The sequence below is a fragment of the Streptomyces sp. NPDC052052 genome, assembly GCF_040680455.1.
GTDB lineage: Bacteria > Actinomycetota > Actinomycetes > Streptomycetales > Streptomycetaceae > Streptomyces.
Genome location: NZ_JBFAWU010000021.1, coordinates 31361 through 55661, shown reverse-complemented (window position 1 = coordinate 55661; position 24301 = coordinate 31361). Strand labels below are relative to the sequence as shown.

Annotated in this window: 21 protein-coding genes; 10 read left to right on the top strand and 11 right to left on the bottom strand. The window is 71.6% G+C overall.

Annotation, left to right across the window (positions count from 1 at the left end; all coding sequences use genetic code 11):
- Positions 1 to 14: 14 nt before the first annotated feature.
- The gene (locus AB0L71_RS24075; RefSeq protein WP_365246610.1) at positions 15 to 539 is read right to left on the bottom strand and encodes a PadR family transcriptional regulator; all 525 of its coding nucleotides are present in this window, start codon (positions 537 to 539) and stop codon (positions 15 to 17) included.
- A gap of 106 nt (positions 540 to 645) precedes the next feature.
- Here AB0L71_RS24075 and AB0L71_RS24070 point away from each other — a divergent pair, with 106 nt between their 5' ends.
- Complete coding sequence (locus AB0L71_RS24070) at positions 646 to 2055, top strand: MATE family efflux transporter (RefSeq protein WP_365246608.1); 1410 nt, start codon at positions 646 to 648, stop codon at positions 2053 to 2055.
- 16 nt (positions 2056 to 2071) lie between these two features.
- Here the strand turns inward: AB0L71_RS24070 and AB0L71_RS24065 are convergent, their stop codons facing one another.
- The 3 genes from AB0L71_RS24065 to AB0L71_RS24055 all read right to left on the bottom strand — a co-directional run bounded on the left by AB0L71_RS24065 (position 2072) and on the right by AB0L71_RS24055 (position 4890).
- Positions 2072 to 2971: a hypothetical protein gene (locus AB0L71_RS24065; RefSeq protein ID WP_365246606.1), complete on the bottom strand. Its 900-nt coding sequence runs from the start codon at positions 2969 to 2971 to the stop codon at positions 2072 to 2074.
- On the bottom strand, positions 2968 to 3981 hold the full coding sequence (locus AB0L71_RS24060; RefSeq protein ID WP_365246604.1) for an SPFH domain-containing protein: 1014 nt from the start codon (positions 3979 to 3981) through the stop codon (positions 2968 to 2970). The genes AB0L71_RS24065 and AB0L71_RS24060 overlap by 4 nt, the downstream gene beginning before the upstream one ends.
- Before the next feature lie 291 nt (positions 3982 to 4272).
- A complete protein-coding gene (locus AB0L71_RS24055) occupies positions 4273 to 4890 on the bottom strand; it encodes a TetR/AcrR family transcriptional regulator (RefSeq protein ID WP_365246602.1) in 618 nt (205 codons plus the stop codon).
- Positions 4891 to 5052: 162 nt separating this feature from the next.
- On the opposite strand from AB0L71_RS24055, the gene AB0L71_RS24050 reads away from it, so the two are divergent.
- Both AB0L71_RS24050 and AB0L71_RS24045 read left to right on the top strand, forming a co-directional pair.
- Positions 5053 to 5931 (top strand): phosphatase PAP2 family protein, encoded by an 879-nt coding sequence (locus tag AB0L71_RS24050; RefSeq protein WP_365246600.1) that lies wholly within the window; start codon positions 5053 to 5055, stop codon positions 5929 to 5931.
- Positions 5928 to 6893 carry a DMT family transporter gene (locus tag AB0L71_RS24045; protein ID WP_365246598.1) on the top strand — a complete coding sequence of 322 codons (966 nt, stop codon included), beginning with the start codon at positions 5928 to 5930 and terminating at the stop codon, positions 6891 to 6893. Before AB0L71_RS24050 ends, AB0L71_RS24045 begins: the two co-directional genes overlap by 4 nt.
- Positions 6894 to 6974: 81 nt before the next feature.
- Here AB0L71_RS24045 and AB0L71_RS24040 read toward each other — a convergent pair whose 3' ends face one another.
- Positions 6975 to 7520: a PadR family transcriptional regulator gene (locus AB0L71_RS24040; RefSeq protein WP_365246596.1), complete on the bottom strand. Its 546-nt coding sequence runs from the start codon at positions 7518 to 7520 to the stop codon at positions 6975 to 6977.
- A 90-nt stretch (positions 7521 to 7610) separates the two neighbouring features.
- Positions 7611 to 9626 carry an NADPH-dependent 2,4-dienoyl-CoA reductase gene (locus AB0L71_RS24035; protein ID WP_365246594.1) on the bottom strand — a complete coding sequence of 672 codons (2016 nt, stop codon included), beginning with the start codon at positions 9624 to 9626 and terminating at the stop codon, positions 7611 to 7613.
- A gap of 240 nt (positions 9627 to 9866) precedes the next feature.
- Here AB0L71_RS24035 and AB0L71_RS24030 point away from each other — a divergent pair, with 240 nt between their 5' ends.
- A complete protein-coding gene (locus AB0L71_RS24030; protein WP_365246592.1) occupies positions 9867 to 10394 on the top strand; it encodes a DoxX family membrane protein in 528 nt (175 codons plus the stop codon).
- Positions 10395 to 10512: 118 nt separating this feature from the next.
- Here AB0L71_RS24030 and AB0L71_RS24025 read toward each other — a convergent pair whose 3' ends face one another.
- Both AB0L71_RS24025 and AB0L71_RS24020 read right to left on the bottom strand, forming a co-directional pair.
- Positions 10513 to 12120, bottom strand: a complete 1608-nt coding sequence (locus AB0L71_RS24025) for an MDR family MFS transporter (RefSeq protein WP_365246590.1) — start codon at positions 12118 to 12120, stop codon at positions 10513 to 10515.
- A 58-nt stretch (positions 12121 to 12178) separates the two neighbouring features.
- Positions 12179 to 12784, bottom strand: coding sequence for a TetR family transcriptional regulator (locus AB0L71_RS24020; RefSeq protein WP_365246588.1), 606 nt, complete (start codon positions 12782 to 12784; stop codon positions 12179 to 12181).
- A gap of 155 nt (positions 12785 to 12939) precedes the next feature.
- On the opposite strand from AB0L71_RS24020, the gene AB0L71_RS24015 reads away from it, so the two are divergent.
- The 4 genes from AB0L71_RS24015 (at position 12940) to AB0L71_RS24000 (ending at position 18119) form a co-directional block, all read left to right on the top strand.
- Positions 12940 to 14175 (top strand): cysteine desulfurase-like protein, encoded by a 1236-nt coding sequence (locus AB0L71_RS24015; protein WP_365246586.1) that lies wholly within the window; start codon positions 12940 to 12942, stop codon positions 14173 to 14175.
- A 188-nt stretch (positions 14176 to 14363) separates the two neighbouring features.
- On the top strand, positions 14364 to 14840 hold the full coding sequence (locus tag AB0L71_RS24010; RefSeq protein WP_365246584.1) for an Hsp20/alpha crystallin family protein: 477 nt from the start codon (positions 14364 to 14366) through the stop codon (positions 14838 to 14840).
- Between the two features lie 245 nt (positions 14841 to 15085).
- Positions 15086 to 16219: a site-2 protease family protein gene (locus AB0L71_RS24005; protein ID WP_365246582.1), complete on the top strand. Its 1134-nt coding sequence runs from the start codon at positions 15086 to 15088 to the stop codon at positions 16217 to 16219.
- 262 nt (positions 16220 to 16481) lie between these two features.
- Positions 16482 to 18119, top strand: a complete 1638-nt coding sequence (locus AB0L71_RS24000) for a GAF domain-containing protein (protein ID WP_365246738.1) — start codon at positions 16482 to 16484, stop codon at positions 18117 to 18119.
- Between the two features lie 18 nt (positions 18120 to 18137).
- On the opposite strand, the gene AB0L71_RS23995 is transcribed toward AB0L71_RS24000, so the two are convergent.
- Positions 18138 to 18851: a response regulator transcription factor gene (locus AB0L71_RS23995; RefSeq protein WP_365246580.1), complete on the bottom strand. Its 714-nt coding sequence runs from the start codon at positions 18849 to 18851 to the stop codon at positions 18138 to 18140.
- Positions 18852 to 19116: 265 nt separating this feature from the next.
- On the opposite strand from AB0L71_RS23995, the gene AB0L71_RS23990 reads away from it, so the two are divergent.
- Both AB0L71_RS23990 and AB0L71_RS23985 read left to right on the top strand, forming a co-directional pair.
- The gene (locus tag AB0L71_RS23990; protein ID WP_365246578.1) at positions 19117 to 19995 is read left to right on the top strand and encodes a universal stress protein; all 879 of its coding nucleotides are present in this window, start codon (positions 19117 to 19119) and stop codon (positions 19993 to 19995) included.
- Positions 19996 to 20253: 258 nt separating this feature from the next.
- Positions 20254 to 21768, top strand: coding sequence for an ArsR family transcriptional regulator (locus AB0L71_RS23985; protein WP_365246576.1), 1515 nt, complete (start codon positions 20254 to 20256; stop codon positions 21766 to 21768).
- Between the two features lie 86 nt (positions 21769 to 21854).
- On the opposite strand, the gene AB0L71_RS23980 is transcribed toward AB0L71_RS23985, so the two are convergent.
- Both AB0L71_RS23980 and AB0L71_RS23975 read right to left on the bottom strand, forming a co-directional pair.
- Entirely contained in the window at positions 21855 to 22733 is an 879-nt protein-coding gene (locus AB0L71_RS23980; protein WP_365246574.1) for a universal stress protein, read from the bottom strand.
- 168 nt (positions 22734 to 22901) lie between these two features.
- Positions 22902 to 24176, bottom strand: coding sequence for an APC family permease (locus AB0L71_RS23975; RefSeq protein ID WP_365246572.1), 1275 nt, complete (start codon positions 24174 to 24176; stop codon positions 22902 to 22904).
- Positions 24177 to 24301: the final 125 nt, after the last annotated feature.

The following is a 24301-nucleotide window of genomic DNA, read 5'->3' as shown; positions in this document are numbered from 1 at the left end:
CGCGGAGGTCGGGTTCAGCCTTCCAGGCTGCCGATCGCCTCCGCCAGCCACTTCCTCTCCTCGGCTCCGGTGGCGCGGGCGATGCGCAGCATGCCCTGCCGGAACAGGTCGGGAGCCTCCTCGGCCCCCACCGGCTCACCGTCGCGGTAGAAGAAGCTCGACGGGGTGGCGAGAAACGCCTGGCGACGGCGGAGGACCACGGCCTGATCGGCGCGGTCCGGGAGATGGCGCAAGAAGGCGAGCACGGTGAAGAAGCGCTGGCCATCGGTGATGTCGACGTCCTTGGGGTTCCTCAGACGATCCAGCAGCTCGGCGCGCCCCGCCGTCGTGAGAGACAGAATCCGCCGGTGGGCGGCACCGCTGCCGGGCTCGGTGCGGTGCTCGATCAGGCCGGCCTTCGCCAGCCGGGTGATGGCCGGATAGAGCGCGCCGTCGCTCACCGGACGAATGTGGCCGTTGAGGGCTTGGATGCGCGCCTTCAGCTCATAGCCATGCAGGGGTTCGTCGTACAGGAACCCCAGAATCGACAGCTCCAACATGCACCGACCCCCTCGCTCGTACTGCGCGCACTTGTTCGCTCAGGGGCATCATGCTACCTCTATTCGCTGTACCTCGATTCGAGGTGCAGCGAATAGAGGGGGAGTCATGGAGGCTGCGGAACACCGTCGAAAGCTGATCTCACTCGCGTATCCGGTGTACTTCGAGCTCCTCGCCGGCGTCATGTCCGGGGTCATCAACATGGTCTGGGTCGCCCGGCTCGGCGGGGATGCCGTCGCGGCGGTGGCGGTCGCCACGAATGTCGAGAACCTGCTGCTCGGCATCATCCTCGTGGCCGGCACCGGCACGACTGTGCTGGTCGCACGGGCCAGGGGCGCGGAGGACCCGGCGGGGATGCGTTCGGCCGTACGCGGCGGCTGGGCGCTGTGGGCACTCGTCACACCCGTGGTCGCGATCGGTGGATACCTGTACCGCGACCCGCTGGCCCGACTCGTGCTCGGCGATGACGGCCCCGCACTGTCCCTCACCACCGGGTACTTCGCCATCGCGTTACCGGGGATCGCGGTGTTCTTCGCCACGAACGTCGTCGACGGCATCCTCAAGGGAACCGGCGACACCCGTACCCCGATGAAACTCGCCGTGCTCGCGAACGGGCTGATCCTCGCACTGGACCCCGCCCTCATCCTCGGGCTCGGACTCGGAGTGCGTGGAGCGGCGATCTCCACCGTGCTGGGACGGGCTGCCGCGCTCGGATGCGGCCTCCGTGCGCTGCGCCGCAACGGTCCGCTGCGGCAGGCTGCTGGAGAGACTTCGCCCTGGGTGACGAGGATCGGCACCGACGTGCGCAGGACAGCTGCGACTGGGCTGCCGATGTCTGCCGACTTCCTCGTCAGAATGGCAGGGGCACTCGCACTCGTCGCCGTTGTCGCCCAGATCGGCGTGAGTGACGTCGCTGCGTACGGGATTGCGACCAAGGCGATGTACGTCGCGACCATGGCCTTCTACGCGGTTCGCCAGGCTGTCGCCATCCACACCGCGCATCGGCTCGGCGCCGGACAGGACGAACGGCGGGACATCGGACGCCAGACGCTGGTCCTGGCCGGAGCGCTGGGACTGACGGCTGCCCTGGCCCTGCTCGCCGTCGCACCGTGGATCATGCGGGCCTTCGGTGCAGAGGGCGAGGTGGCCGGGGCCGGAGCGCTCTATCTGCGCTGCTCGGGTCCCTACCTCGTCCTGCTCGCGTGCTTCATCGCGCTGGGCGGAGTGTTCGAGGGCAGCGGCAGCAGCCCGGCTCTCGCCCGGATCACCGCGTGCGGGGTGGTACTCCAACTCGTGCTCGCGTACGGCATGTCGGGATCGGGCTTCCCGGGCATCTGCCTGGCCATGGCGCTGTCGATGGCACTGCAGTGTGTGGCCGTTACCCGGATGTACCGGCGCACGGCACGGTCCGAGGGTGCAGGCAGGAGGAGCGAAAGCCGGCCGAAGGCATCGGCCACGGAACCCGGCAACACAACACCCGGCAACACAACACGCAGCAACACCACACCCGACAACTGACCCGGTGCCGGATCCTTCAGGCGGCCAGCCGGAGCGATGTGGACGCGATGCCGAGCCGTACCGTCTGACCCCAGGCCAGATCCAGCGCGTCCGCCTCCATGCCGTCGCCGAACACCACCACCCGGTCGGACTCCACGGTGAGCCGCAGTCCCTGTCCGCGTCCCAGTTCCCCCGCGACCAGCGAGGTGCCGGTCGCGGGGGAGGGCCAGGCCTCGCGGACGAACCAGAGCAGCCGGGGGTCGGTGGGGGCGGGGAGCCGCAGCGGGCTGTGGCGTTCCTGCCACAGCGAGCGGATCCAGCCGGTGGCGCCAGTGCCTGTGCCGACCAGGACGCCGGACGAGGCCTGCGACTCGGCGGGGGCGCCGGGCGCGTCGGGGCCGATCCGATAGCGGGCGGTCTGGTGGCCCGGCGGGCCGAGGTAGATCTCGTTGAGGGCGAGCAGGCGCTGGGTGTCGTCGGCGACCGCCTCGACCATGGTGAGATCTTCCGTCCTGCCACCGGGGGAAACGGCCGCCCGGAGCAGCGCGGCCGCGTCGGAGGGCCGGTGGCGCACGAGCACGCCGGGATTGCGTCCCGGGTCGGTGTCGATGCCGACGACGGGCTGTCCGGACAGGTACTTGGCGGCGTTGGCGACCAGCCCGTCCTGCCCGACGACGACCACCACGTCCTCGGGTGCGAACAGGAAACGGTCGAGATCGGCGCGCTCCACCCGTGACTGGCGCCACTGGAGCGGTACGGCCGCCGTCACATCGGCGAGCGACTGCTGGGTGCGGTGGTGCCGCCGGGCCACCTCGTCGATGGACCGGCCGCGGCTGGAGAGGAAGAACGCGGCCTGGCCGTGCGTGCCGTGCCGGGCCAGCAGTTCCTCGTACTCGGTGGTGCGGTGGACCAGTACGGCGCGCGGAGCGAGGCTCATGCCCGGGGCTCCGGACCGGGCCTGCCGAGTTTGCTGAGCAGGCCGGTGAGGACATCGGGGGAGAGGGTGAGGCTGTCGATGCGCGGCAGGTTCTCGGCGAGCCTGGTCGCGGCCAGGGCGTGCAGGGTCTCGGCGTCCACCTCGCCGTGCACTCTCAGCCAGGCCGCCTGGGCCTCGGCTCGGGCGGCGCCGGTCTCGCGTGCGGCCTCGGCCTGGGCCCGGGCCAGCCGCACCGTGCGGGCGGCCTCGGCCTCGGCGCGCACCCCGTCGGCCGCCGCGTTCTCCTCGGCCTCGCGGCGGGTGTTGGTGCCGCGCTGTTCGACCAGCTGCTCCTCGCGGCGGGCCAGTTCGATCTGGCTGGCCAGTTCGTTCTCGGCGATGGTCCGTTCCCGCTCGACCGCCACGGCGCGGCGCTCGTAGGTGGCCCGGTCGGCCTCCTGTTGGATCTGCTCGCGCGCGGGGGTGCGCAGGGCCCGCTCCACCTCGGCCTCGGGGCGGATGGCGACCACCCGGACCGCGACCACCTCGATGCCGGTGGCGGGCAGCCGGGGTTCGGCGGCAAGCCCCGCGGCGACCCGGTCGCGGACCGCTGCGACACCGTCGACCAGAGCCGCCGCCAGCGCTGTGCGTGCCAGTACGTCCAGGGTGTGCTGCTGGGCCGTCTCGGTGAGCAGCGTCGCTATCTGCTCCAGCGGTGCACCGCGCCACACGCCGGTGTCCGGGTCGATGGAGAAGTCCAGGCGGGCGGCGGCCTCGGCCGGGTCGTTGATCCGGTACGTCACGGTGGCCTGCACGGTGACGTCCTGGAAGTCGGACGTACGGGCGTGGAAGGCCATCGCCAGCTCCCGGTCGTTGACCGGCACCTCCGACAGCGCGGCGGTCAGCGACCGGTACCAGAAGCTCAGTCCGGGTCCGTCGTGAGCGAGCCGGCCGCGCTTGTGGTGACGGATGTGGGCCGTGGGTGCTGAGCGCAGATGGCGCCAGCCGAAACGTCTGGTGATGTCGGACATGGTGGAAACCCCCTTGTTCTCGTCGTTAAGACGATAAGGGGGGTCGAGGGATATCGTCAAGCGGACGAGAATGATCGCGATGGGGCGCCGTTCGGCGGGCGGGGTGAGCGACCGGCCGGAGAACGCGAGTGGCCGGGTGGAGAACGCGAGCGACCGGGCAGGAAACGCGAGCGGCCGGTGACTCCCCCGAGAAGTCACCGGCCGACCGGTTGGTGCGCCGCCCCCGTCCCCACGGTGCGGCGCCTGCGGGCCGCCGTCATCCGCTCCGGCGACGGCCCACGTCTGTCGGGACTAGGACGTGGTCGCGTCCAGCCCAAGTGCGGGAAAGAGGGAATGCTCCACGAAGCGGGTGAGGTACTCCTCGTCCGCGAACGCCCCCTCCAGCATCGGCCGGGCACGCATCACGCCCATCAGTTGCACGGAGACGAACTCCGCGGCGGGGCAGTCCTCCGGGATCTCGCCGCGCTCCGCCCCACGGTGCAACATGACCTCGATCGACGCCAGTTCCGGCAGGATCAGCGCCTCGCGCATCGCGCACAGCAGCTCCGGGCTCTGCAGTGCGGCATGGCCGAGTGCGTGCATCAGCGGGGTGTCGCGGCGGGAGCTGGTGGCGATCACCCTGGCCGCCTCGCGCAGGTCCCCTGCCAGTGTGCCGGTGTCGATGGTCGAGAGCAGTTTGCGGCGGGTGCCGTGCAGTGCGGCCACCACCAGTTCGGGCTTGGAGCCCCACTGCCGGTAGAGCGTGGACTTGCCGCAGCGCGTCCGCGCGGCGACTCCTTCCATCGTGAGGGCCTCGTAGCCGGACTCTCTGAGCATGTCGAGCACGGCCGTGTAGAACTCCTGCACACGCTCCGGAGTGATCTTCGAGCGGCGTGGCGTGTGTGCCGTCTCCTGCGCGGCTCGTGACATGCGTCTTCCCTCTCGGCAATGGTGCGACGAGGTTCATCGATACGCCAGTGTACCGAAACGCGCGTGTACCGATACGGTTGCGTATCGGTACACTGTCGTATCGATGCGGCGCAGGCTGATCCGTGCCGTCGATACATTGCTTCGTCAGCAAAGGGGCACCGGGTGATGTATGCCGGTAGCGAGCCCGCAGACCGACGGGAGCCGGACAGTTCTGCCCGACCGCCCCTCGTGCGGGAGCTTCTTCTCGTCGTGGGACTCTTCGTGGTCTACAAGCTCGGCCGACAGGCCGCGACCGGTCACGTCGAGGAGGCGTTCCGCAACGCCGGAAACATCTGGGACTTCGAGCGATCCGTGCATCTGCCGGGCGAGGGCGCGGTCCAGAGTCTGCTGCTGCACGACGAGACGCTGATCCACCTGGCGAACACCTACTACGCGACCGTGCACTTCCCGGCCACGCTGCTCTTCCTGGTGTGGCTCTACTGGCGCCGTCCACGCCACTACATATGGTCGCGCCGGGTCCTCGCCGCGCTCACCGGCGCCGCGCTCGTGCTCCATCTGCTGTTCCCGCTCGCCCCGCCGCGGCTGCTGACCGCCACGGGACTCGTCGACACCGGCCAGGTCTACGGACCCTCGGTGTACGGCGCGGCCCCGGAGGCCGACTCCATGGCGAACCAGTTCGCCGCGATGCCCTCGCTGCACTTCGGCTGGGCGGTGATGGTCGCCGTCGGGCTGATCGCCGCCACCCGCACCCGGTGGCGCTGGCTGTGGCTGCTGCACCCGCTCGTCACCCTGCTGGTGATAGTCGGGACGGCCAACCACTACTGGCTCGACTCGATCGTGGTCGCCGCACTGCTCGCGCTGGCGCTCGCGGCACTGCCGCTGAAGCGCACGGAGCCGGTACGGGTGCACGTCCCGTGGCCTTCCACGGCGAACGAGCCCGCGCTGGCGGTCGTGCCCCGGCCCGCCGAGCCCGCGGCCTGCACCGTGCCGCAGCCGGCGCGCCCCACGTCCTCGTACGTCTCGTCCGGGACCCGTCGATGAACGCCACCCTGATCGCCGTCGCGCTGTCCCTGGTGTCCGCCGCCGCGTACGCCTCGGCCGCGGTGGCACAGGCCCGGCTCGCCGGCCGCACCGAGCCGGACGCCGGATTCCTGCGGCTCCTCGGCTGCGGCGCCTGGTGGTCGGCGGTCGGGCTGAACGCCGGTGGCGCACTGCTGCACGTCGCGGCGCTCAAGTACGGACCGCTCACCCTCGTCCAGCCCCTCGGCGCCCTCACCCTGGTCGCCGCGGTACCACTGGGCGCGAGGGTCGCCGGACGCCGGGTCACCGGCATCGAATGGCGCGGCACGATCCTCACCCTGCTCGGCCTCGCCGCCCTCCTGATGACCACGGGCGGCACCGCGCCCCATGAGACGCTCAGCCTCCCCGAGGCCCTGGCCGTCGGAGTCGCGACCATGGCCGTCGTCGCCGGGCTCAGCCGTCCGGGCGCACGCCCCGGCCTGCGGCACGCGGCGGCCTCCGGCATCACCTCCGGCGTCGCCTCGGCGCTCACACAGACCCTGACCGTCGCCGTCACCGACCGCACCGGCCCGTTGCTGACCTGGCGTCTGGTGATCGTCGCACTCCTGGTCTCCGCCTTCGCGATGGGCGGACTGCTGCTCTCCCAGACCGCCTACCGAGGCGGCCTGGGCGCGCCGCTGGCTGTCGTCACCCTCGCCAATCCGGTGGCTGCCGCCGTCATCGGTGTCGCCCTGCTCGGCGAACGCCTCCAAGGCGGCACGATCGGTCTCGTCCCGGCCCTGCTGGGCACGGTCGCCGCGGTACGGGGCGTGATCCTGCTGAGCCGCGCCCAGGCGGAGACCTCGGCTCTCACCGCCCTGGACACGGCCGGACCGAGAGGCGGGGCCGGATCGGCGTCGCGGGTCGTGGCCGGGAACCGGGGGCAGCTGGACCAGCCGATGTTCGGACCGGAACTGGGCCGGGCCCCGGTCGGGGGTCCGTGATGCCGGGAGCGGCGCCGGTCTCCGGGGGCGTTGCAAGGGCCTGAGATCTGCCCACCGAGGTGTCACAGGGCGGAACGCCCCCTACCGGCCCGCCTCCTCGCCCTCGCCCTCGTCCAGCGCCCGCGTCAGCCACCCGATCCAGAAGTTCTCCAGGTCGATCCCGCCGCGCAGCACCAGGTGCCGCAACCGGTCCTGGTCGGAGGTCCGCTCGGGCGGGAAGTCCCGCTTCTCGATGTCCAGGTACTCCGCCAGCTGCCGGCGGTGCAACTCCAGATGGCGGCGCAGCTCCTCGTTCAGACCGGGGGCCCCGACGACCGCCGCCGCGCGCATCCGCAGCAGCAGCGGATCCCGGACCGGCTTGGGGTCCTCGGAGCGGGCCACCCAGGCCCGCAGTGCCTCCTGGCCCGCGGGCAGGACCTCGTACTCCTTCTTCTGGCCCCGGGCGGGCTGCGGTGACGGCAGCGCCCGGATCTGTCCCGCCCGCTCCAGCTTTCCCAGCTCGCGATAGATCTGCTGATGGGTGGCGGACCAGAAATAACCGATCGACCGGTCGAACCTACGGGTCAGCTCCAGCCCCGACGACGGCTTTTCGAGCAGGGCGGTGAGGATCGCGTGGGGCAGTGACATGAGGTGCATCCTAAGGACGGCCGGGCAAGGGCCCCATGACGGAGGGGCCGGGCCGGCCGGACGCCTTCTCGGCGAAGGGGCCCGACGCCGTCACAACGAGGCCGCGAGCTCCGTGCCCTGGTGGATCGCGCGCTTGGCGTCCAGTTCGGCGGCCACGTCGGCACCGCCGATGAGATGCGCCGGACGGCCCGCGGCGAGCAGCTCCTCGTACAGATCGCGCCGCGGCTCCTGGCCCGCGCAGACCACCACCGTGTCGACCGGCAGAAGGTGCTGCTCGCCGTCGACTGTGAGGTGCAGCCCGTCGTCGTCGATCCGGTCGTAGGTGGCCCCCGAGACCATCGTGACGCCGCGGTGCCGCAGCTCGGTACGGTGGATCCAGCCGGTCGTCGTGCCCAGCCCCGCCCCGACCTTGCCGGCCCTGCGCTGGATCAGATGGACGGTGCGTGGTGCCTTCGGACGCTGCGGGGTGCGCAGACCGCCCCGGTCCCGGTAGTCGGTGTCCACGCCCCACTGCCGGAAGAACACCTCGGGGTCGGTGCTTGCCGCCTCACCCGCATCGGTCAGGAACTCGGCGACGTCGAAGCCGATACCGCCCGCCCCGATGACCGCCACCCGCTCGCCGACCGGGGCCCCGTCGCGCAGGACGTCGAGATAGCCGACCACGCTGGGGTGGTCCAGGCCCGGTATCGCGGGGGAGCGGGGGGTGACACCGGTGGCGAGGACGACCTCGTCGAAGCCGTCGAGCTCCTCGGCCGTGACCCGCCTGCCGAGCCGCAGTTCGACCGTCTCCTCGGCGAGCCGGGTGCGGAAGTAGCGCAGGGTCTCGTCGAACTCCTCCTTGCCGGGAATTCTGCGGGCCACGTTCAGCTGGCCGCCGATCTCCTCGGCCAGGTCGAAGAGCGTCACCCGGTGCCCGCGTTCGGCCGCCGACACGGCGCAGGCGAGACCGGCGGGCCCGGCACCGACGACCGCCAGCCGCTTGACGGTGCGGGTCGGCGACAGGACGAGTTCGGTCTCGTGGCAGGCGCGCGGATTGACCAGGCAGGAGGTGACCCGGCCACTGAAGACGTGGTCCAGGCAGGCCTGGTTGCAGCCGATGCAGGTGTTGATCGCCTCGGCGCGGCCCTCGGACGCCTTGACGACGAAGTCCGGGTCGGCCAGGAACGGCCGGGCCATCGACACCATGTCCGCCCGCCCCGAGGCCAGGACCTGCTCAGCGACCTCGGGGGTGTTGATGCGGTTGCTCGTCACCAGGGGCACGGAGACGGCGCCGCGCACCTTCTCGGTGACCCAGGTGTAGGCGCCGCGCGGCACCGAGGTGGCGATGGTGGGGATGCGGGCCTCGTGCCAGCCGATCCCCGTGTTGATGATCGTCGCGCCGGCCGACTCGATCGCACGGGCGAGCTGTACGACCTCCTCCAGCGAGGACCCTCCGGGCACCAGGTCCAGCATCGAGAGCCGGTAGATCAGGATGAAGTCGCTGCCGACCCGCTCCCGGACCCGGCGCACGATCTCGACGGGGAACCGGATGCGGTTCTCGTACGAGCCGCCCCACCGGTCGGTGCGGTGATTGGTGGCGGTCGCGATGAACTCGTTGATCAGATAGCCCTCGGAGCCCATGATCTCGACCCCGTCGTACCCGGCGTGCCGGGCCAGTTCCGCGGCCCGGACGAAGTCCTCGACGGTCTCCTCGACCTCGTCGTCCGTCAGGGCGTGCGGGGTGAAGGCGCTGATCGGTGCCTGGATCGCGCTCGGCGCGACCAGGTCGGGATGGTGTGCGTACCGGCCGAAGTGCAGGATCTGCAGGGCGATCCGGCCGCCCGCCGCATGCACGGCGGCGGTGACCTTCGCATGCTGCTCGGCCTCCGCCTCGGTGGTCATCTTGGCGCCGCCGGGCAGCGAGCAGGCACGGGCGTTCGGGGCGATGCCGCCGGTGACCATCAGGCCGACGCCGCCCCGGGCGCGCTCCGCGTAGAAGGCAGCCATCCGCTCGAAGCCGTGCTCGGCCTCCTCCAGGCCGATGTGCATCGAGCCCATCAGCACCCGGTTGGGGAGGGTGGTGAACCCGAGGTCGAGCGGGCGCAGCAGATGCGGATACGGGCTCATGGGATGCCTCCTTCTGGGGCTTGGTCTCGGGCCAGTTGTAGACCATCGGGAGGCGATTGTGCAACAAGTTGCATAATGGTGTTCATCGCGGGGAGGGGGGTGCGGGCATCCCTCGGATGGCGTAACACCGCACCACGTCGGCGTCCCGGACGGCGGAGAGTGGGAAGGGCGGCATCGGCCCGTCACGGCGCGGGTCACCCGTCGAAGTCCGCCGATCCCCGACCTGTTGCGGAGGCTTTCATGGGCTGCCTCGACCGGAGAGATCTCGGCCTGCTGGTCCTACGCGCCGGCACCGGCGCGGTACTCGCCGCGCACGGTATGCAGAAGCTGGCCGGCTGGTTCGGCGGGGGAGGCATCGAAGGAACCACGGCCGCGATGGAGGCCATGGGTTTCCACCCGCCCAAGCACAGTGCGTTCGCCGCCGGGCTCGGCGAAGCGGGTGGTGGTGCGCTGCTGGCCCTCGGCCTCGCCACACCGGCAGCCGGTGCCGCCGCGGCCGGGGCGATGGCCGGCGCCGTGGCCGTGCACGCACCCGCCGGATTCTTCGCGCAGGGCGGCGGCTACGAGTACCCGGCCTTTCTCGGCTTCACCGCCGCGGCAGTCGGCCTGACCGGCCCCGGCCGGTACTCCCTCGACCACGCCACCCGGCACACCTTCAACCAGCCCTGGATGGTTGCCCTCGCCTTCGCGGGCAGCGCGGTCGCGGCGGCCGCCGTCGTCGGCAGGCGGGCCAGGGGCCGGCCCGTGGTCGACCCGGAAGCTACCTGACCATCCGACGGAACGCCGACGGAACAGGGACCGGGCCCACAGAAACGGGGACCGGGCGACACCCCAGGGAGGGAGTCGCCCGGTCCCGGTGCGGACGGGGTCCGCAACGCGCCGTGTCTCAGTGCATCGGGGACGGCTGCGCGTTCGCCGCGGCGGCGTTCTCCTCCGCGAGACGCTCCATGCCGCTCTGCGTCTTGAGCGGCTTCTCCTTGATGAACAGGACCGCGATCAGGGCGAGGAACGCGAACGGCGCACCGACCAGGAAGATGTCCCCGGTCGCGATTCCGTACGCCTGCTCGACCACGTGCCGGGCGGGCTCGGGCAGGGTGGAGAGGTCGGGGACGCTGTGCCCGCCGCCCCCGGAGGCCGCCGCACCGCCGAAGCCCTTCTCCATCTCCTGGGCCACCCGATGGGCGAGGACGGCGCCGAGCGCGCTCGTGCCGATCGCCCCGCCGAGGCTGCGGAAGAACGACAGCACGGAGGTCGCCGCGCCGAGCTCCGAGGCGGGTACGTCGTTCTGCGCCGCCAGCACCAGGTTCTGCATCAGCATGCCGACGCCGACGCCGAGTACCACCATGTAGACGCTGAGGAGGCCGAACGAGGTGTCCGCGCCGATCGTGGACAGCAGGCCCATGCCCGCGGTCATGATGATGCCGCCCGCGACCAGGAAGCCCTTCCACTTGCCCCGCGCGGAGATGATCTGCCCGGCGATGGTGGTGGAGAGCATCAGTCCGAGGATCATCGGCAGGCTCATCAGGCCCGCCGTGGTCGGCGTCTTGCCGAGCGAGATCTGGAAGTACTGGGAGAGGAACACCGTGCCGCCGAACATCGCCACGCCGACCAGCATGCTGGCCACCGTCGTCAGGGCCACGGTGCGGTTGCGGAAGATGTCCAGCGGGATCATCGGTTCCGCGACCCGGGACTCGACCAGCACCGCGAGGCCCAGCAGGACCACACCGGCGGTGACCAGGGCGGCGGTCTGCCACGACGCCCAGTCGAAGTTGTTGCCCGCGAGGGTCACCCAGAGCAGCAGGGCGCTGACGCCGCTCATGATGAGGACGGCACCGAGATAGTCGATCTTCACCTCGCGGCGGACCGTGGGCAGCTTCAGGGTCAGCTGGAGCAGCACGATCGCGAGCAGGGCGAACGGCACACCGATGAAGAAGCACCAGCGCCAGCCCAGCCAGGAGGTGTCCACGAGGACACCGCCGATGAGCGGTCCCGCGACGGTGCCGACGGCGAACACGGCACCGAAGATGCCCGAGTAGCGGCCGAGTTCGCGCGGCGGGATGATCGACGCCATCACGACCTGGGCGAGCGCGGTGAGACCACCGGCGCCGATGCCCTGCACCACACGGCTCACGATGAGCAGGCCGACGCTGTGCGAGAAGCCGGCGACGAGCGAGCCGACGATGAACATCGACAGCGAGAGCTGGATGAGCAGCTTCTTGTCGTAGAGGTCGGACAGCTTGCCCCAGATCGGGACGGTTGCCGTCATGGCCAGGAGCTCGGCGGTGACGACCCAGGTGTACGAGGACTGGCTGCCGTGCAGGTCGGCGATGATCCTCGGAAGGGCGTTGGAGACCACGGTGGAGGCAAGGATGGCCACGAACATGCCGGCCATCAGGCCGGACATGGCCTGGAGTACGTGACGACGCGGCATCGCAGGTGCGGCCTCTTCGGGCGCCCCTGCGGCAGCGGTTTCGGGTGTGACGGCAGAGGTCATCTGCTGACGTTCCTCATTTTCTGGTGAAAGGCCCCCCGGTGAGGGCTTCGGATGTGCTTCAGCTGTTCAGGCCGTCGGCGAGCGAGGAGAACGCCTCGCGGTAGATGCTCTGGAACGTGCGGGAACGGCCGGACGCCACCCACAGTTCGGCGGCGGCGCGGACAGCGGCGATCGCCACGTACGCCAGGAGCCGGGGCTGGAGATCGGACTCGGGATCCCGGCCGAGACGCTCGGCCACGACAGCGACCAGTGCGCGTTCGTCCGCACCCTGGGCCGCCAGGAGGCCGGGCAGCAACGAAGGGCTGGTCCTGAGCACGGCTGTCTGGAGCTCCCAGCGTTCGTGATCCTCCTCGATGTGGGCCAGTTCCTGGCCGATCGCCTCGGCCAGAGCCTGGAGTGCCGTGAGTTCCTCCGGTGCGTCGAGCACCGCCCGGCGGGTCCGCCTGGCGCTGTCCGGGTCGGGCCGGGTGACCGCGTCTTCCAGACACGCGAAGTAGTTGAAGAAAGTACGCACGGAGACGCCGACCGCATCGGTGACCGCCTCCACGGTCACATTCTCGATCCCGCGCTCCGCTGCCATGTGCAGCGCCACGTCGGCAAGGGAGTCGCGCGTCGCGCGCTTCTTGCGCTCACGCAGTCCGAGGGGTATGGCGTCGGTGGTCACGGGGGTGCATGCTATGCAAGTTTGCTCTGCGTGCAAAATTCTTTCGGGGGTCGGCCTCGCACCGCAGGCGACCGCGACCGGGAGCCCTGTGCGCGGCGGCGCTCCCCGCCCCGTACGGTGACGGCCATCTCGCTTCTCTCGTCCCAGGAGTTCGCATGGCCTTCGACGTCGGCGCCGTCCGCGCCCGGATCCCCGCTCTGAAGTCAGGCACCGCCCGGTTCGACGCCCCCGGCGGCACCCAGACACCGCAACCGGTGATCGACGCCATCGCGGACGTGCTCGCCAACCCGCTCGCCAACAGGGGGACCACCACCGAGGGCGAACGCAACGCCGAGGCAGTGGTGATCGCCGCCCGCCGCGCGATGGCGGACCTGCTGGGCGCGGATCCGCGGGGCATCGTCTTCGGCCGCAGCTCCACCCAGCTCGCCTACGACCTGGCCCGCACCCTGGCGAAGGACTGGGGCCCGGGGGACGAGGTGGTCGTCAGCCGGCTCGACCACGACTCCGACATCCGTCCCTGGATCCAGGCGGCCGAGTTGGTGGGCGCCACGGTCCGATGGGCCGACTTCGACCCGGCGACCGGTGAGCTGAGGGTCGATCACATCGATGCCGTGCTCTCCGCGCGCACCCGTCTGGTCGCCGTCACCGCGGCGTCGAACCTCATCGGCACCCGCCCCGACATCCCCGCCATCGCCGACCTGGTCCACCGCGCCGGGGCCCTGCTGCACGTGGACGCGGTGCACTACGCCTCGCACGCGGTCGTCGACCTGCCCTGCCTGGGCGCCGACTTCCTGGTCTGCTCGCCGTACAAGTTCCTCGGCCCCCACCTCGGCGTGCTGGCGAGCAGCCCCGAACTGCTGGAGACCCTGCGGCCGGACAAACTGCTGCCGTCCACCGACGCCGTGCCCGAGCGCTTCGAACTCGGCACTCTGCCCTACGAATTGCTGGCCGGGGTCCAGGCGGCGGTGGACTTCCTGGCCGAACTGGCCCCCGCAGCCGATGGCGCCACCCGGCGGGAGCGGCTGATCGCCGCCTTCCGGACGATCGAGACCCACGAAGACGCTCTGCGCGCCCGTATCGAGCAGGGCCTGGCCCGCCTCGAAGGCATCACCGTGCACTCCCGGGCCGCCCACCGCACCCCCACCCTCCTGCTGACCTTCGCGGACCACGACGCGACCGACGCCTCGCGGTACCTGGCCGAGCGGGGCGTCGACGCCCCGGCGGGCTCCTTCTATGCCCTGGAGGCATCCCGACGGCTCGGGCTCGGCGACGGGGGAGGGCTGCGGATCGGTCTGGCTCCCTACACCGACAACGAGGACGTGGACCGGCTGCTGGACGCGCTGGCCGGCTTTCTCGGCACCGAACCCGTGAGGCCGGTTGACGCGGGCTGATCGGCCCCGGGGCCGACGATGCCGCCCGGGCGCCGATCGCCACCGGCGCCCGGACACGGCGTAGGGGGTACGGACAGCCCCTGGCCGACACGGGGGTCTGCCCCGCCCCGCGACGCGGTCGCCCGATTCCGGCACGACGCGCACCATGGAAAGTGACCGAAAGACCTGCTCCGCGGAGGTGAACCGCGATGACGCTTCCTGCACGACACAGGCCCGGCAGCCTGCTCGAACGCTCTTTCCCCGGCCTCGGGTGGAACGAGCCGGTCGCCGCCGAGTTCGACGAACTGTTCGAGCGGATGAACCAGTTGCTGGGATCCGCTGCCGCCACACCGGCCGCCCTCGCGTGGTCCCCTGCGGCGGACATGCGGGACACCGAAAACGCCTACGTCATCGAGGCGGAACTCCCGGGTGTGATGCGGGACGACATCGACATCGAGTTGAGCGACCGGGAACTGCGGATCACCGGGGAACTCAAGGAGCGCGAGCGTGAGGGGATACTGCGCCGCAGCACCAGGCGGACCGGCCACTTCGAGTACCACGCACTCCTGCCGTCCGACGTCAGCGCGGAGGACGTGAGCGCCAGCCTCAACGACGGCGTGCTGACCGTCACCGTGCCCAAGGCGCGGACCGCGAAGCCCCGACACGTCGCGATCAGCGAATCCTGACGTCCCCACGCCCGGCCCGAGGACCGGGCGTGGGCGGCCCGATTGGACCGGGGGAAGCCGCGCGGCGACGGGTGCGCCCGCCCGGGTGACCGGGGTCGGCGTGCGCACAAGTCCGCGTCGGCCCTCTGCTCGGTCCCGGGCGCAGCCAGGGTCTCGGCGAGCACGGAACGCGGGACCGGACGCGAGAGCGGGGTGCCGTGCGAGCCGGGTGATCCCCGGAGAAGGGCCGAACAGGGAGAGACGCCGTGCGGGCGAGCTTGAGTCTGGGGCGGATCGCGGGGGTGCGCATCGGCGTCCACTGGAGCGTGCTGTTCATCTTCTTGATCATCGCGTTCGCCCTTGCTCAGGGCCGCCTTCCCCGGAGCTATCCGGGACATGCCCCGGTGGTGTACTGGGCCGCGGGGCTCGGGGCCGCCGTTGTCTTCCTGGCCTCACTGCTCGCGCACGAACTGGCCCACGCGGTGGTGGCGCGGCGCAACGGGGTGACCGTCGACGACATCGTGCTGTGGCTGCTGGGCGGGATGGCCCGGTTGAAGTCGGAGGCGTCGACCCCGGCGGCGGAACTGCGTATCGCCGGGGTGGGTCCCCTGGTCAGCCTGCTGCTGGCCGGACTCTTCGTCCTGGCGGACTGGCTCCTCGCCCTGGTTTCCGCGCCCGGTCTTCTGGTCGAGGTCGTGGCGTGGCTCGCGGGCATCAACCTGCTGCTCGCGGTGTTCAACGCGCTTCCCGCCGCCCCGCTCGACGGTGGCCGGCTGCTGCGGGCCTTCCTGTGGTGGCGCACCGGAGACCGTCTGCGGGCAACAGCCGGAGCCACCAAGGCGGGGCGTGTCCTCGGCTGGGTGCTCGTCGCGCTGGGGCTCCTGGCGTTCCTGAGAGGCGGCGGATTCGGGGGGCTCTGGCTGGCCCTGATCGGCTGGTTCCTCATCACGGCCGCCACGGCGGAGGGGAAGCAGGCCCAGATGCGCGGTCTGCTCGCAGGCGTTCCGGTACGGGACGTCATGACGAGGGACCCGCTGACGGTACCCGTCTTCCTGACGGTCGCGGCCCTGCTGGCCGACCGGCTCTACCGTTACCGGCACTCCGCCTTCCCGGTGACCGGCGCGGACGGCGTACCGGTCGGGCTCGTGACCCTCGAAGCCGCCAGGCGGGTGCCTGCCGAGGAACGCGGCACGGTGACGGTCGGCGACGTGATGGTGCCGCTGTCGCAGGTCACCGTCGCGGACCCGGCAACCCCTCTCGCCGACCTGCTCCCCGGTATGGAGCCCGGCGCCGAACACCGTGTCCTGGTCATGGATCGGGGCACACTGGTCGGAATCCTGTCGCTCTCCGATGTGAGCCGCACGGTGAACTGGCTGATGAAGGCCGCACCGCGGCGCTGAGAAACCGATCACGGCGTCCCCGAGACGGCCGGTGCGTCGGTTCGCAGGGCGTGCGTCCGGGCGGGCCTCGGGATGCGCGGGGGCTCGCGAACCGGGTGCCGGACTGTCCACGGACTTACCGTGGAGAGAGGTAACCGGCCCCGGGAGCGCGGGGCGGGACGGAGGCGCCGTGGGCGGCAACGCGACCGGACCCAGCGAAGAGGGGCGCCGTGGCCTCAGCAGTGCGCTGCCGGAAGACCTCCGGGGCCGCCTCGACGCCGTGATGCACAGCCCGGCCGACGCGGCCCTGCTTCTGCAGGCCGTCATGTCGGTCGGACGGGAACTGGAACTGTCACAGGTGCTGCGTCGCATCGTCGAGGCAGCCGTCGTCGTGGTGGACGCGGAGTACGGGGCCCTGGGCGTGGTCGGTGAGGGGACCCGGCTCGCACAGTTCCTGCCCGTGGGGGTCACCGGGGAGCAGCGCTCGGCCATCGGTCCCTTGCCCGAAGGCCATGGAATCCTCGGCGAGTTGATCCGTCACCCCCGGGCGTTGCGACTGGCCGAACTCTCGGAGCACCCCTCTTCCCACGGGTTCCCTCCGAACCACCCCCCGATGCACTCGTTCCTGGGGGTTCCCATCCGGATCGACGACGAGGTGTTCGGCAACCTGTATCTCACCGAGAAGCGAGGCGGACGCGCGTTCGACGCCGAGGACGAGGTCGTGCTGTCCACACTCGCGGTGGCGGCGGGAGTCGCCATCGAGAACGCGCGCGTGTACACGCTGACCCGCGACCGTCAGCGCTGGCAGGAGGCCAGCAACGAGATCGTCGCGGGGCTGCTGAGCGGCGCGGACGACGCACGCGTGCTGCGCATGATCGTCGACCGTTCCTCGGGCATTCTCGGCGCGGACCTCGCCATCCTGGCGCTCCCCGCCAGGGGTTCGTCCGTCCAGGTGGCGCTGGCATCGGGGCCGGGGGCCGAGACGCAACGCGGCCTGACCCTGCCGCGCGAGGGATCGTTCGCGGGAGCGGCGCTCGACGCGGGCGAGCCGGTCACCAGCGCCGACATCGCGCACGATCCCCGGGCGGCCGACGGCCTGCGGTGGAAGGGGTTCGGCCCTGCCGTCGCGGTTCCCATGGTCACGGGGCATCGGACGTGCGGCGTGCTGCTGCTGGCCCGCGCGCAGGGCGGTCCCGCGTTCACGGACGCCGAGATCGCACCGCTGCGGACGTTCGCCGGGCAGGCGGCCCTGGCCATGGAGCTCACGGAGCGGCGCGAGTCCGCCGAACAGATCGCCCTGCTGGAGGAGCGCGACCGGATCGCGAGGGATCTGCACGACCTGGCCATCCAACGGTTGTTCGCCACCGGGATGACCCTGCAGAGCGTGGTGCGGCTGGTGGAGCAACCAGAGGCGAGCGAGCGGCTGGTGCGTGCGGTGGACGACCTGGACGAAACCATCAAGATCATCCGTTCGGCCATCTTCGACCTCCGGGCGCGTGACCGGGCGGGCCAGGGACTGCGTGTACGCATCGCCAAGGAGATCGAGCAAGCGGCGCGGGCCCTGGGATTCCAGCCGTCCCTGCGCATGGGCGGGCTGATCGACACGGATGTTCCTGCCGATGTCGCCGAACAGGTGGTCGCGGTTCTCGGCGAGGCGCTGAGCAATGTCGCGCGCCATGCGCGGGCGACGGCGGTGGATGTGTCGTTGATGGTCAAAGGCGGCCGGCTGGCGCTGGTCGTGTCCGACAACGGGGTGGGGATGCCCGACAGCGGGGTGGGGATGCCCGAGGACGGGGGATCCCGGAGCGGACTCGACAACCTCGCGCGGCGAGCCGAGAAACTCGGTGGGGAACTGCGGCTCGGAGCGGCCGCGGGCGGAGGCACCCGGTTGGAGTGGCAGGTGCCGTTGCGGCAGCCGTGAAGCCCCGCGCCTGCGGGGTCACCGATGCCGGTATCCGGTGCCGTCGGCACGCGGGGGCTCCTCGCTGTGTGCCGCGATCACCGCCGCCTGGATGCGTCGTTCGACACCGAGCTTGGCCAGCAGACGTGAGATGTGGTTCTTGACCGTCTTCTCGGACAGGTACAGACGCTTGCCGATCTGACTGTTCGTCAGCCCTTCGCCGATCAGTGCGAGGACGTCCTTCTCCCGGGGCGACAGCTCCGACAGCGCACCGTCCGCGGCGGACTCGGCCCCGAACTCCTCCGCGCGCAGGTTGTTCATCAGCCGAGCCGTGGTCGCGGGGTCGAGCGTCGAGCGCCCGGAGGCCACGGTACGGACGGCGGTGACGAGATCGGCCCCCTTGATCTCCTTGAGTACGTAGCCGGCCGCGCCCGCCATGATGGCATCGAGCAGGGCTTCGTCGTCGTCGAACGAGGTGAGCATCAGACAGGCCAGCCCCGGTGTGCGGGAGCGCAGTTCACGGCAGACCGTGATGCCGTCACCGTCCGGCAGCCGCACATCGAGAATCGCGACATCGGGGCGGAGGGCGGGGCCGCGGGCCAGTGCGTGATCGGCCGTACCGGCGTCGCCGACGACTTCGAGGTCCGGCTCCGCGTCCAGCAGGTCCTGTACTCCGCGCCTCACCACCTCGTGGTCGTCGACCAGGAACACCCGGATGGGCCTGGAGGCCGAGAAACCCGAATCCTCGCTCATGGCATCCTCCGCACCGTCGGCGGCCAGTCGACTCGTTCCCCGCTCGGTCCATGGTGGTCCGCTCCGGCGGATCCGCGCCAGGGCCGAACGGGTCCGCGCCCGTCCTGGGCGCACGCTTGAGCCCCGGAAACGTCACCGTGGCCCCGCGGCGCAGGGGCCGCCCGGCCCGGTCCCGTGTCCGCCCGGCCCATGCCGAGAGGCCGGTGGTGGGCGCACCGTGGTCGTATGGCTCTGTGCCGGTCCGCGGAAACACCAGGGAGGCAGGATGCCCAGCACGCCGAGCGACGTGTTCATGACGGGGGCGCTCGTGGTCGGCACCGATGGCTCCCCTGACGCGCTGCGGGCGGTGCGGTGGGCGACGGGCGAGGCAGCCGCCCGTGGTACGGCACTGCACCTGGTGCACGCCACCGGGATCCGCCTCGCGAGTCCGTACCTCTCCGAGGAGGACCATCGACGCATCGCGGCATTCGGCGGCTCGGTACTGGACGACGCCGCCGAGCTCGCCCGCCGGCTGGCACCGTCCGTCGCAGTGACCACGACGCTCTGCGAGCACGGCACCACACCGTGTCTGCTCGCCGAGGCGGGCCCCGGCGCCACCGTCGTGGTGGGCTCCCGCGGGCGCGGAGGGTTCTCCTCCCTGCTCCTCGGGTCGGACTCGCTCCAAGTGGCGTGCCATTCCCCCTTCCCGGTCGTCGTGGTGCCCGCCGAGGACCGCGAACCGGTGGGTGTCGTCCTGGCCGCGGTGAAGGACGAACGCGACAGCGAAACGCTGCGCGTCGCCGCCCGGCTGGCCGACCGGGACGGTGCGGTGCTGCGGGTGGTGAGTGCCTGGGTCCTCCTCGAGAGCGTCGGCAACATGGCGAGCAGGTTCGAAGGAGCGGACCGGTTCGCCGCCGACCGTTCGGGAACCGTCGCCGAGATCGTTCAGACCGTGCGCGTCGACTTCCCGGGACTGTCGGTGACCGAAGCCGTCCTGCGTGCCGGATCCGTCTCCGAGGCGCTGGTGGAGGCGACCGGCGAAGCCGACCTGATCGTCATCGGACCCCGCCGCCATTCCCACCTCGTGGGTTCTCCGCTCGGCCATGTGGCCCATGCCGTTCTGCACCACAGCCACTGCCCGGTCGTCCTCGTCCCCCAGCCCTGACCCGGTCAGGGCCCGGCCCCGGACGAGTCGGCTCGCGGCGCGGACCAGGGCGGTGTCGTGCACAGCGAGACCACCCTCCCCGGTCGACGCCCACACGCACCGGGCACCGGGTACCAGGGGCCGAAAGGACCGGCCGGGGACCGAACGGCCCAAGCGTGGCTCCCGGACCCGGGGCAGCCTGGGAGTGGACGCCGACGGACGTGCGTGGACGAGAAGGCGGCCGACCGGAGAACGGCAGCACCTGCGGAGGTGTCCCGCATGAACGCCGTACATGCACAGCGACGGAATCCGGTCATGGCCCCCGACGGCGCGCCCAGGCCGGAGCGCCTCTTCGACCGGGAGAGCGAGTGGGCCGCCCTGTTGTCCTTCGCCTGTGACCCCCACCCGGGGCCGGACCTGGCCGTCGTCATGGGCCGTCACCGTCAGGGCAAGACACTCCTGCTGGAGTCGCTGGCAGGTGCCACCGGAGGCTTCTACTTCTGCGGCCAGCAGGCCACCGAGGCCGAAGCCCTGCGGAGGATGGGGGAGGAGTACGCCCGATACCGACGGGAATCGCGACCTCTGTGCTGGCGCGACTGGAAGGAATGCCTCGACGCCCTGGTGGCGACGGGGGACGACGGTCCCGTGCCCGTCGTCATCGACTCCTTCCCCGATCTCGTCGCGGCGAGCCCGGCGCTGCCGTCCATCATCTACGGCGCCCTGCGCCACTTCGACCGGCCGCCCCTGGAGAACCGGGTGCGGCTGCTGCTCGGAGGTGAGGCCGCGCCCGTGATGACCCGGCTCTTCGGCTCGGCCTCACCCCTGCGCGCCCGCACCGGACTGATACTCGACGTGCAACCGATGGACTTCCGGGGAGCGGCGCGCCTGTGGGGCATCGACGAACCCGCGCTCGCCTTCCTCGTCCACACCGTGGTCGGGGGCACGCCCGCCTACCGGCACGACTACGTGGACGACGACGTCCCGGCCGACCGGAACGACTTCGACGCCTGGGTCTGCCGCACCGTTCTCAACCCACGCATGCCGCTGTACCACGAGGCCCGCCATCTCCTGGACGAGGAGACCGGACCGTGGAACCGCGGGGTCTGCCACTCCGTGCTCGCCGCCCTGGCCAGAGGCTGCACGACCCATGGAGAGATCGCCACGTTCCTGGGACAGCAGCTCACCGACACCTCACGTGCGCTCGCCGTGCTGCGCGACCGCGGTCTGCTCCGGTCCCAGCCGGACGGACTGCAGCTGGGAATCACCCGCCACCACATCGCCGACCCGCTGCTCGCCTTCGAACACGCCGTGGCACGCCCGCGCAGGGCCGCTCTGGAACTGAGCGATGCCCGGACCGTGTGGGAAGAGGCCCGGCCCGACTTCGATGCCCTGGTCGCCGTCCGCGGATTCGCCCAGATCTGCCGGGACTGGGCCGTCTCCTACGCCGACTGGGGCCTCGGGACCGAACAGGTCGTGGCATCGCACGGTGCGCTCAGCGGCCCGTCGGGGGAGGCCGGCCTCGACGCCGAGGTCGTGGTGCGGCGGACGAACGGCTCACCGGCCGGCCCGCTCGTGTCGCTGGGGCTTGCGCGCTGGAGCACCGGCATGGACCTCCACCATCTGCACCATCTGCGCCGCATCCTGGACCGGCTCGACTCCCGCGACCGAGCCGGCCCCGGCTCGGTCCGATTGGCCCTCTACGGTGCCTCCGGGTTCAGCCCGGCACTGCACTTCGCCCAGGCGCGCGGCGAGGTGATGCTGGTGGACCTCGAACGTCTCTACCGAGGCTCTTGAATGCCCTGGGGCGCTTGACCGCCCTACGGAACCCGTCGGCCCCACGCATCGGCGCAGCACGGGCCCGAAGCCACCGGCCGAGCGCCTCAGGTGTGGGCGACCACGGCGACCGGGGCGGTGGAGTGGTGGAGGACCGCGTGGGTGACCGGCCCGATGTGCTCCCCGCCCGTCGGCAGACGGCGGACGCGACGGCCGACGGCCACGAGCTCCGCTTCGGCGCAGGCGTCCAGCAGCTGTACGGAAGGACGTCCGGCCGCGGCACGCGCGTCGACCACGACCGTGGGGTACCTCTCCCGCCAGGGACGCAGCAGGTCCTCCAGACCCGTCTGCGCGTCGCGGATGAGGCGCGCGTTGAGCTCCGGGCTGTAGGCCAGCCCGGATCCCGCCAGCGGAGGCGGCGTCCACCCGTGCAGGGCGACGAGCCCGCAGCCTCGGCGGCACGCCTCCTCGAAGGCGAAGGCGAGCAGGGCGTCGCACCGGCGGCCCAGGCCGATGCCGACCACCACCGTGCGCGCAGCCTGATCCTTCCGTGCGTCCGGGGGCGTGCGCCGGGGCGCACGGACCAGGACCACCGGCTGCCGCGCGGTGTGGACGACCGCCATACCGACGGAGCCGAGCACGAACCCCATGAGCGTGCCCAATCCGCGCGAACCGAGGACCAGCATGCTCCCGCTCTCCGCTGCCCCGGCCAGTACGTCCGCCGGACGCCCGTCCAGGGATTCCGAACTGATGCGCAGCCGCGGGTGCTCTTCGCGCAGCTCCCCGGAGATCCGGTCGAACAGGTCCTGTACCCACGTCCGGTCCGGATCCGACTTGGCGGCCGGGGCGTCGAGGGCCGCCCCCCGCTCCTCCGCATGGACGAGATGCAGGGAGGTGCCGCGCAGGACTGCTTCCCTCGCGGCCCAATGGGACGCGGCTGCGCTCTCCGCGGAACCGTCGAGGCCGACGACGACGCGTTGGTTCATGATGGCCTCCCGTCACACCGGGCACCCGTGCGTGCGGCCCGCGCCGGTACGTCCGGACGACGGACCCGCTGTATTCGAGGGTCCCGCACCCCACCTCCGCCGGCACCCGGGCCGACCCGGTCGGACCTGGCCCGGTCGGCCCTGGCGCCCGGTGCGAAGCGGTCGTGATCACCTCCGACGGGTCAGCGCGCGGCGTCCCCCGTAGACGGCGGCTCCTGCCGTGATCACCGCGGCGCCGGTGATCACGGAGGACAGCGGCAGGGCAAGGGCCAGGACGAGGCAGCCGGCCAGACCGAGAACGGGGACGACCCGGGCCGGACGGCCCTCGGCGGGGGACAGAGTTCGGGCCGAGACGTTCGCCAGGGCGTAGTACGTCAGCACGCCGAAGGAGGAGAACCCGATGGCCCCGCGTACGTCCGTGAGTGCGGCCGTGAGGGCGACCACGGCCCCCACCAGGAGCTCGGCGCGGTACGGGGTGTGGGACCCGGGCCGGATCGTGGCGAGTGCGGCGGGCAGGTGCCGATCGCGTGCCATGGCCAGGGTGGTGCGGGAGACGCCGAGGGTGAGCGCGAGGAGCGAGCCCAGGGCCGCGACGGCGGCCGCCGCCCGGATCACCGGGACGAGCCATCCGGCCCCGGCGACGCGGGCGGTGTCGGACAGCGGCGCCTCGGCCGTCGCCAGCCCGGACGGGCCCAGCACGGTGAGCGCACAGACCGCCACGGCCGCGTAGACGACGAGAGCGATGCCGAGCGCGAGCGGGATGGCCCGCGGGATGGTGCGTGCCGGGTCACGGACCTCCTCGCCGAGGGTGGCGATGCGGGCGTAGCCGGCGAAGGCGAAGAAGAGGAGGCCCGCCGCCTGGAGCACCCCGCCGAACGTGACGTCCGGACCGATGTCCAGACGTGCCGGGTCCGCCGCGCCGGAGGCCGACGAGGAGACGACGAGGGCGGCCAGCACCGCCAGCACCACCGCCACGATGATCCGCGTCAGCGACGCGGACTTCCGTACCCCGGCGCAGTTGACCGCCGTCACGGCCACCACGGCCCCGACCGCCACCGCGTGGGCCTGGCCCGGCCGGACGTAGGCGCCGACAGTCAGGGCCATGGCCGCGCAGGAAGCGGTCTTGCCGACGACGAACGCCCACCCGGCCAGGTACCCCCAGAACGCGCCCAGGCGCTCGCGGCCGTAGACGTAGGTACCGCCGGAAGTCGGGTACTGGGCGGCGAGCCGGGCCGAGGAGGTCGCATTGCAGTACGCCACGGCTGCCGCGAGGGCCAGACCGAGGAGCAGACCGGATCCGGCGGCACGGGCGGCCGGGGCCGGTGAGGCGAAGATGCCGGCACCGACCATCGACCCCAGGCCGATCACCACCGCATCGGTCACGCCCAGGCGCCGCTGGAGCCCGCCCGGTTCGCTCGGCGTCTGCGAGGGACCCTTGCTCATGTCGTTGCTCCTGGGCGGCCGCAGCGTAGGACGCGATCGATGCCGGAAGACGGTAGGGGAACGAGGTGAACGCGCGGTGACGCGGCACGCCGCCCGTCCCCCGGATGAATCGTCGGAGCGGCCGT

What these genes read in the sequence shown, in the direction of transcription:
- AB0L71_RS24000 (WP_365246738.1), top strand. Translation starts at nt 16,482, where the DNA reads ATGCACAGCCCGGCCGACGCGGCCCTGCTTCTGCAGGCCGTCATGTCG.
- AB0L71_RS24075 (WP_365246610.1), bottom strand. Translation starts at nt 539, where the DNA reads ATGTTGGAGCTGTCGATTCTGGGGTTCCTGTACGACGAACCCCTGCAT.
- AB0L71_RS24010 (WP_365246584.1), top strand. Translation starts at nt 14,364, where the DNA reads ATGACGCTTCCTGCACGACACAGGCCCGGCAGCCTGCTCGAACGCTCT.
- AB0L71_RS24045 (WP_365246598.1), top strand. Translation starts at nt 5,928, where the DNA reads ATGAACGCCACCCTGATCGCCGTCGCGCTGTCCCTGGTGTCCGCCGCC.
- AB0L71_RS24035 (WP_365246594.1), bottom strand. Translation starts at nt 9,626, where the DNA reads ATGAGCCCGTATCCGCATCTGCTGCGCCCGCTCGACCTCGGGTTCACC.
- AB0L71_RS24030 (WP_365246592.1), top strand. Translation starts at nt 9,867, where the DNA reads ATGGGCTGCCTCGACCGGAGAGATCTCGGCCTGCTGGTCCTACGCGCC.
- AB0L71_RS23985 (WP_365246576.1), top strand. Translation starts at nt 20,254, where the DNA reads ATGAACGCCGTACATGCACAGCGACGGAATCCGGTCATGGCCCCCGAC.
- AB0L71_RS24065 (WP_365246606.1), bottom strand. Translation starts at nt 2,971, where the DNA reads ATGAGCCTCGCTCCGCGCGCCGTACTGGTCCACCGCACCACCGAGTAC.
- AB0L71_RS24025 (WP_365246590.1), bottom strand. Translation starts at nt 12,120, where the DNA reads ATGACCTCTGCCGTCACACCCGAAACCGCTGCCGCAGGGGCGCCCGAA.
- AB0L71_RS24015 (WP_365246586.1), top strand. Translation starts at nt 12,940, where the DNA reads ATGGCCTTCGACGTCGGCGCCGTCCGCGCCCGGATCCCCGCTCTGAAG.
- AB0L71_RS23990 (WP_365246578.1), top strand. Translation starts at nt 19,117, where the DNA reads ATGCCCAGCACGCCGAGCGACGTGTTCATGACGGGGGCGCTCGTGGTC.
- AB0L71_RS24070 (WP_365246608.1), top strand. Translation starts at nt 646, where the DNA reads ATGGAGGCTGCGGAACACCGTCGAAAGCTGATCTCACTCGCGTATCCG.
- AB0L71_RS23980 (WP_365246574.1), bottom strand. Translation starts at nt 22,733, where the DNA reads ATGAACCAACGCGTCGTCGTCGGCCTCGACGGTTCCGCGGAGAGCGCA.
- AB0L71_RS23975 (WP_365246572.1), bottom strand. Translation starts at nt 24,176, where the DNA reads ATGAGCAAGGGTCCCTCGCAGACGCCGAGCGAACCGGGCGGGCTCCAG.
- AB0L71_RS23995 (WP_365246580.1), bottom strand. Translation starts at nt 18,851, where the DNA reads ATGAGCGAGGATTCGGGTTTCTCGGCCTCCAGGCCCATCCGGGTGTTC.
- AB0L71_RS24040 (WP_365246596.1), bottom strand. Translation starts at nt 7,520, where the DNA reads ATGTCACTGCCCCACGCGATCCTCACCGCCCTGCTCGAAAAGCCGTCG.
- AB0L71_RS24060 (WP_365246604.1), bottom strand. Translation starts at nt 3,981, where the DNA reads ATGTCCGACATCACCAGACGTTTCGGCTGGCGCCATCTGCGCTCAGCA.
- AB0L71_RS24055 (WP_365246602.1), bottom strand. Translation starts at nt 4,890, where the DNA reads ATGTCACGAGCCGCGCAGGAGACGGCACACACGCCACGCCGCTCGAAG.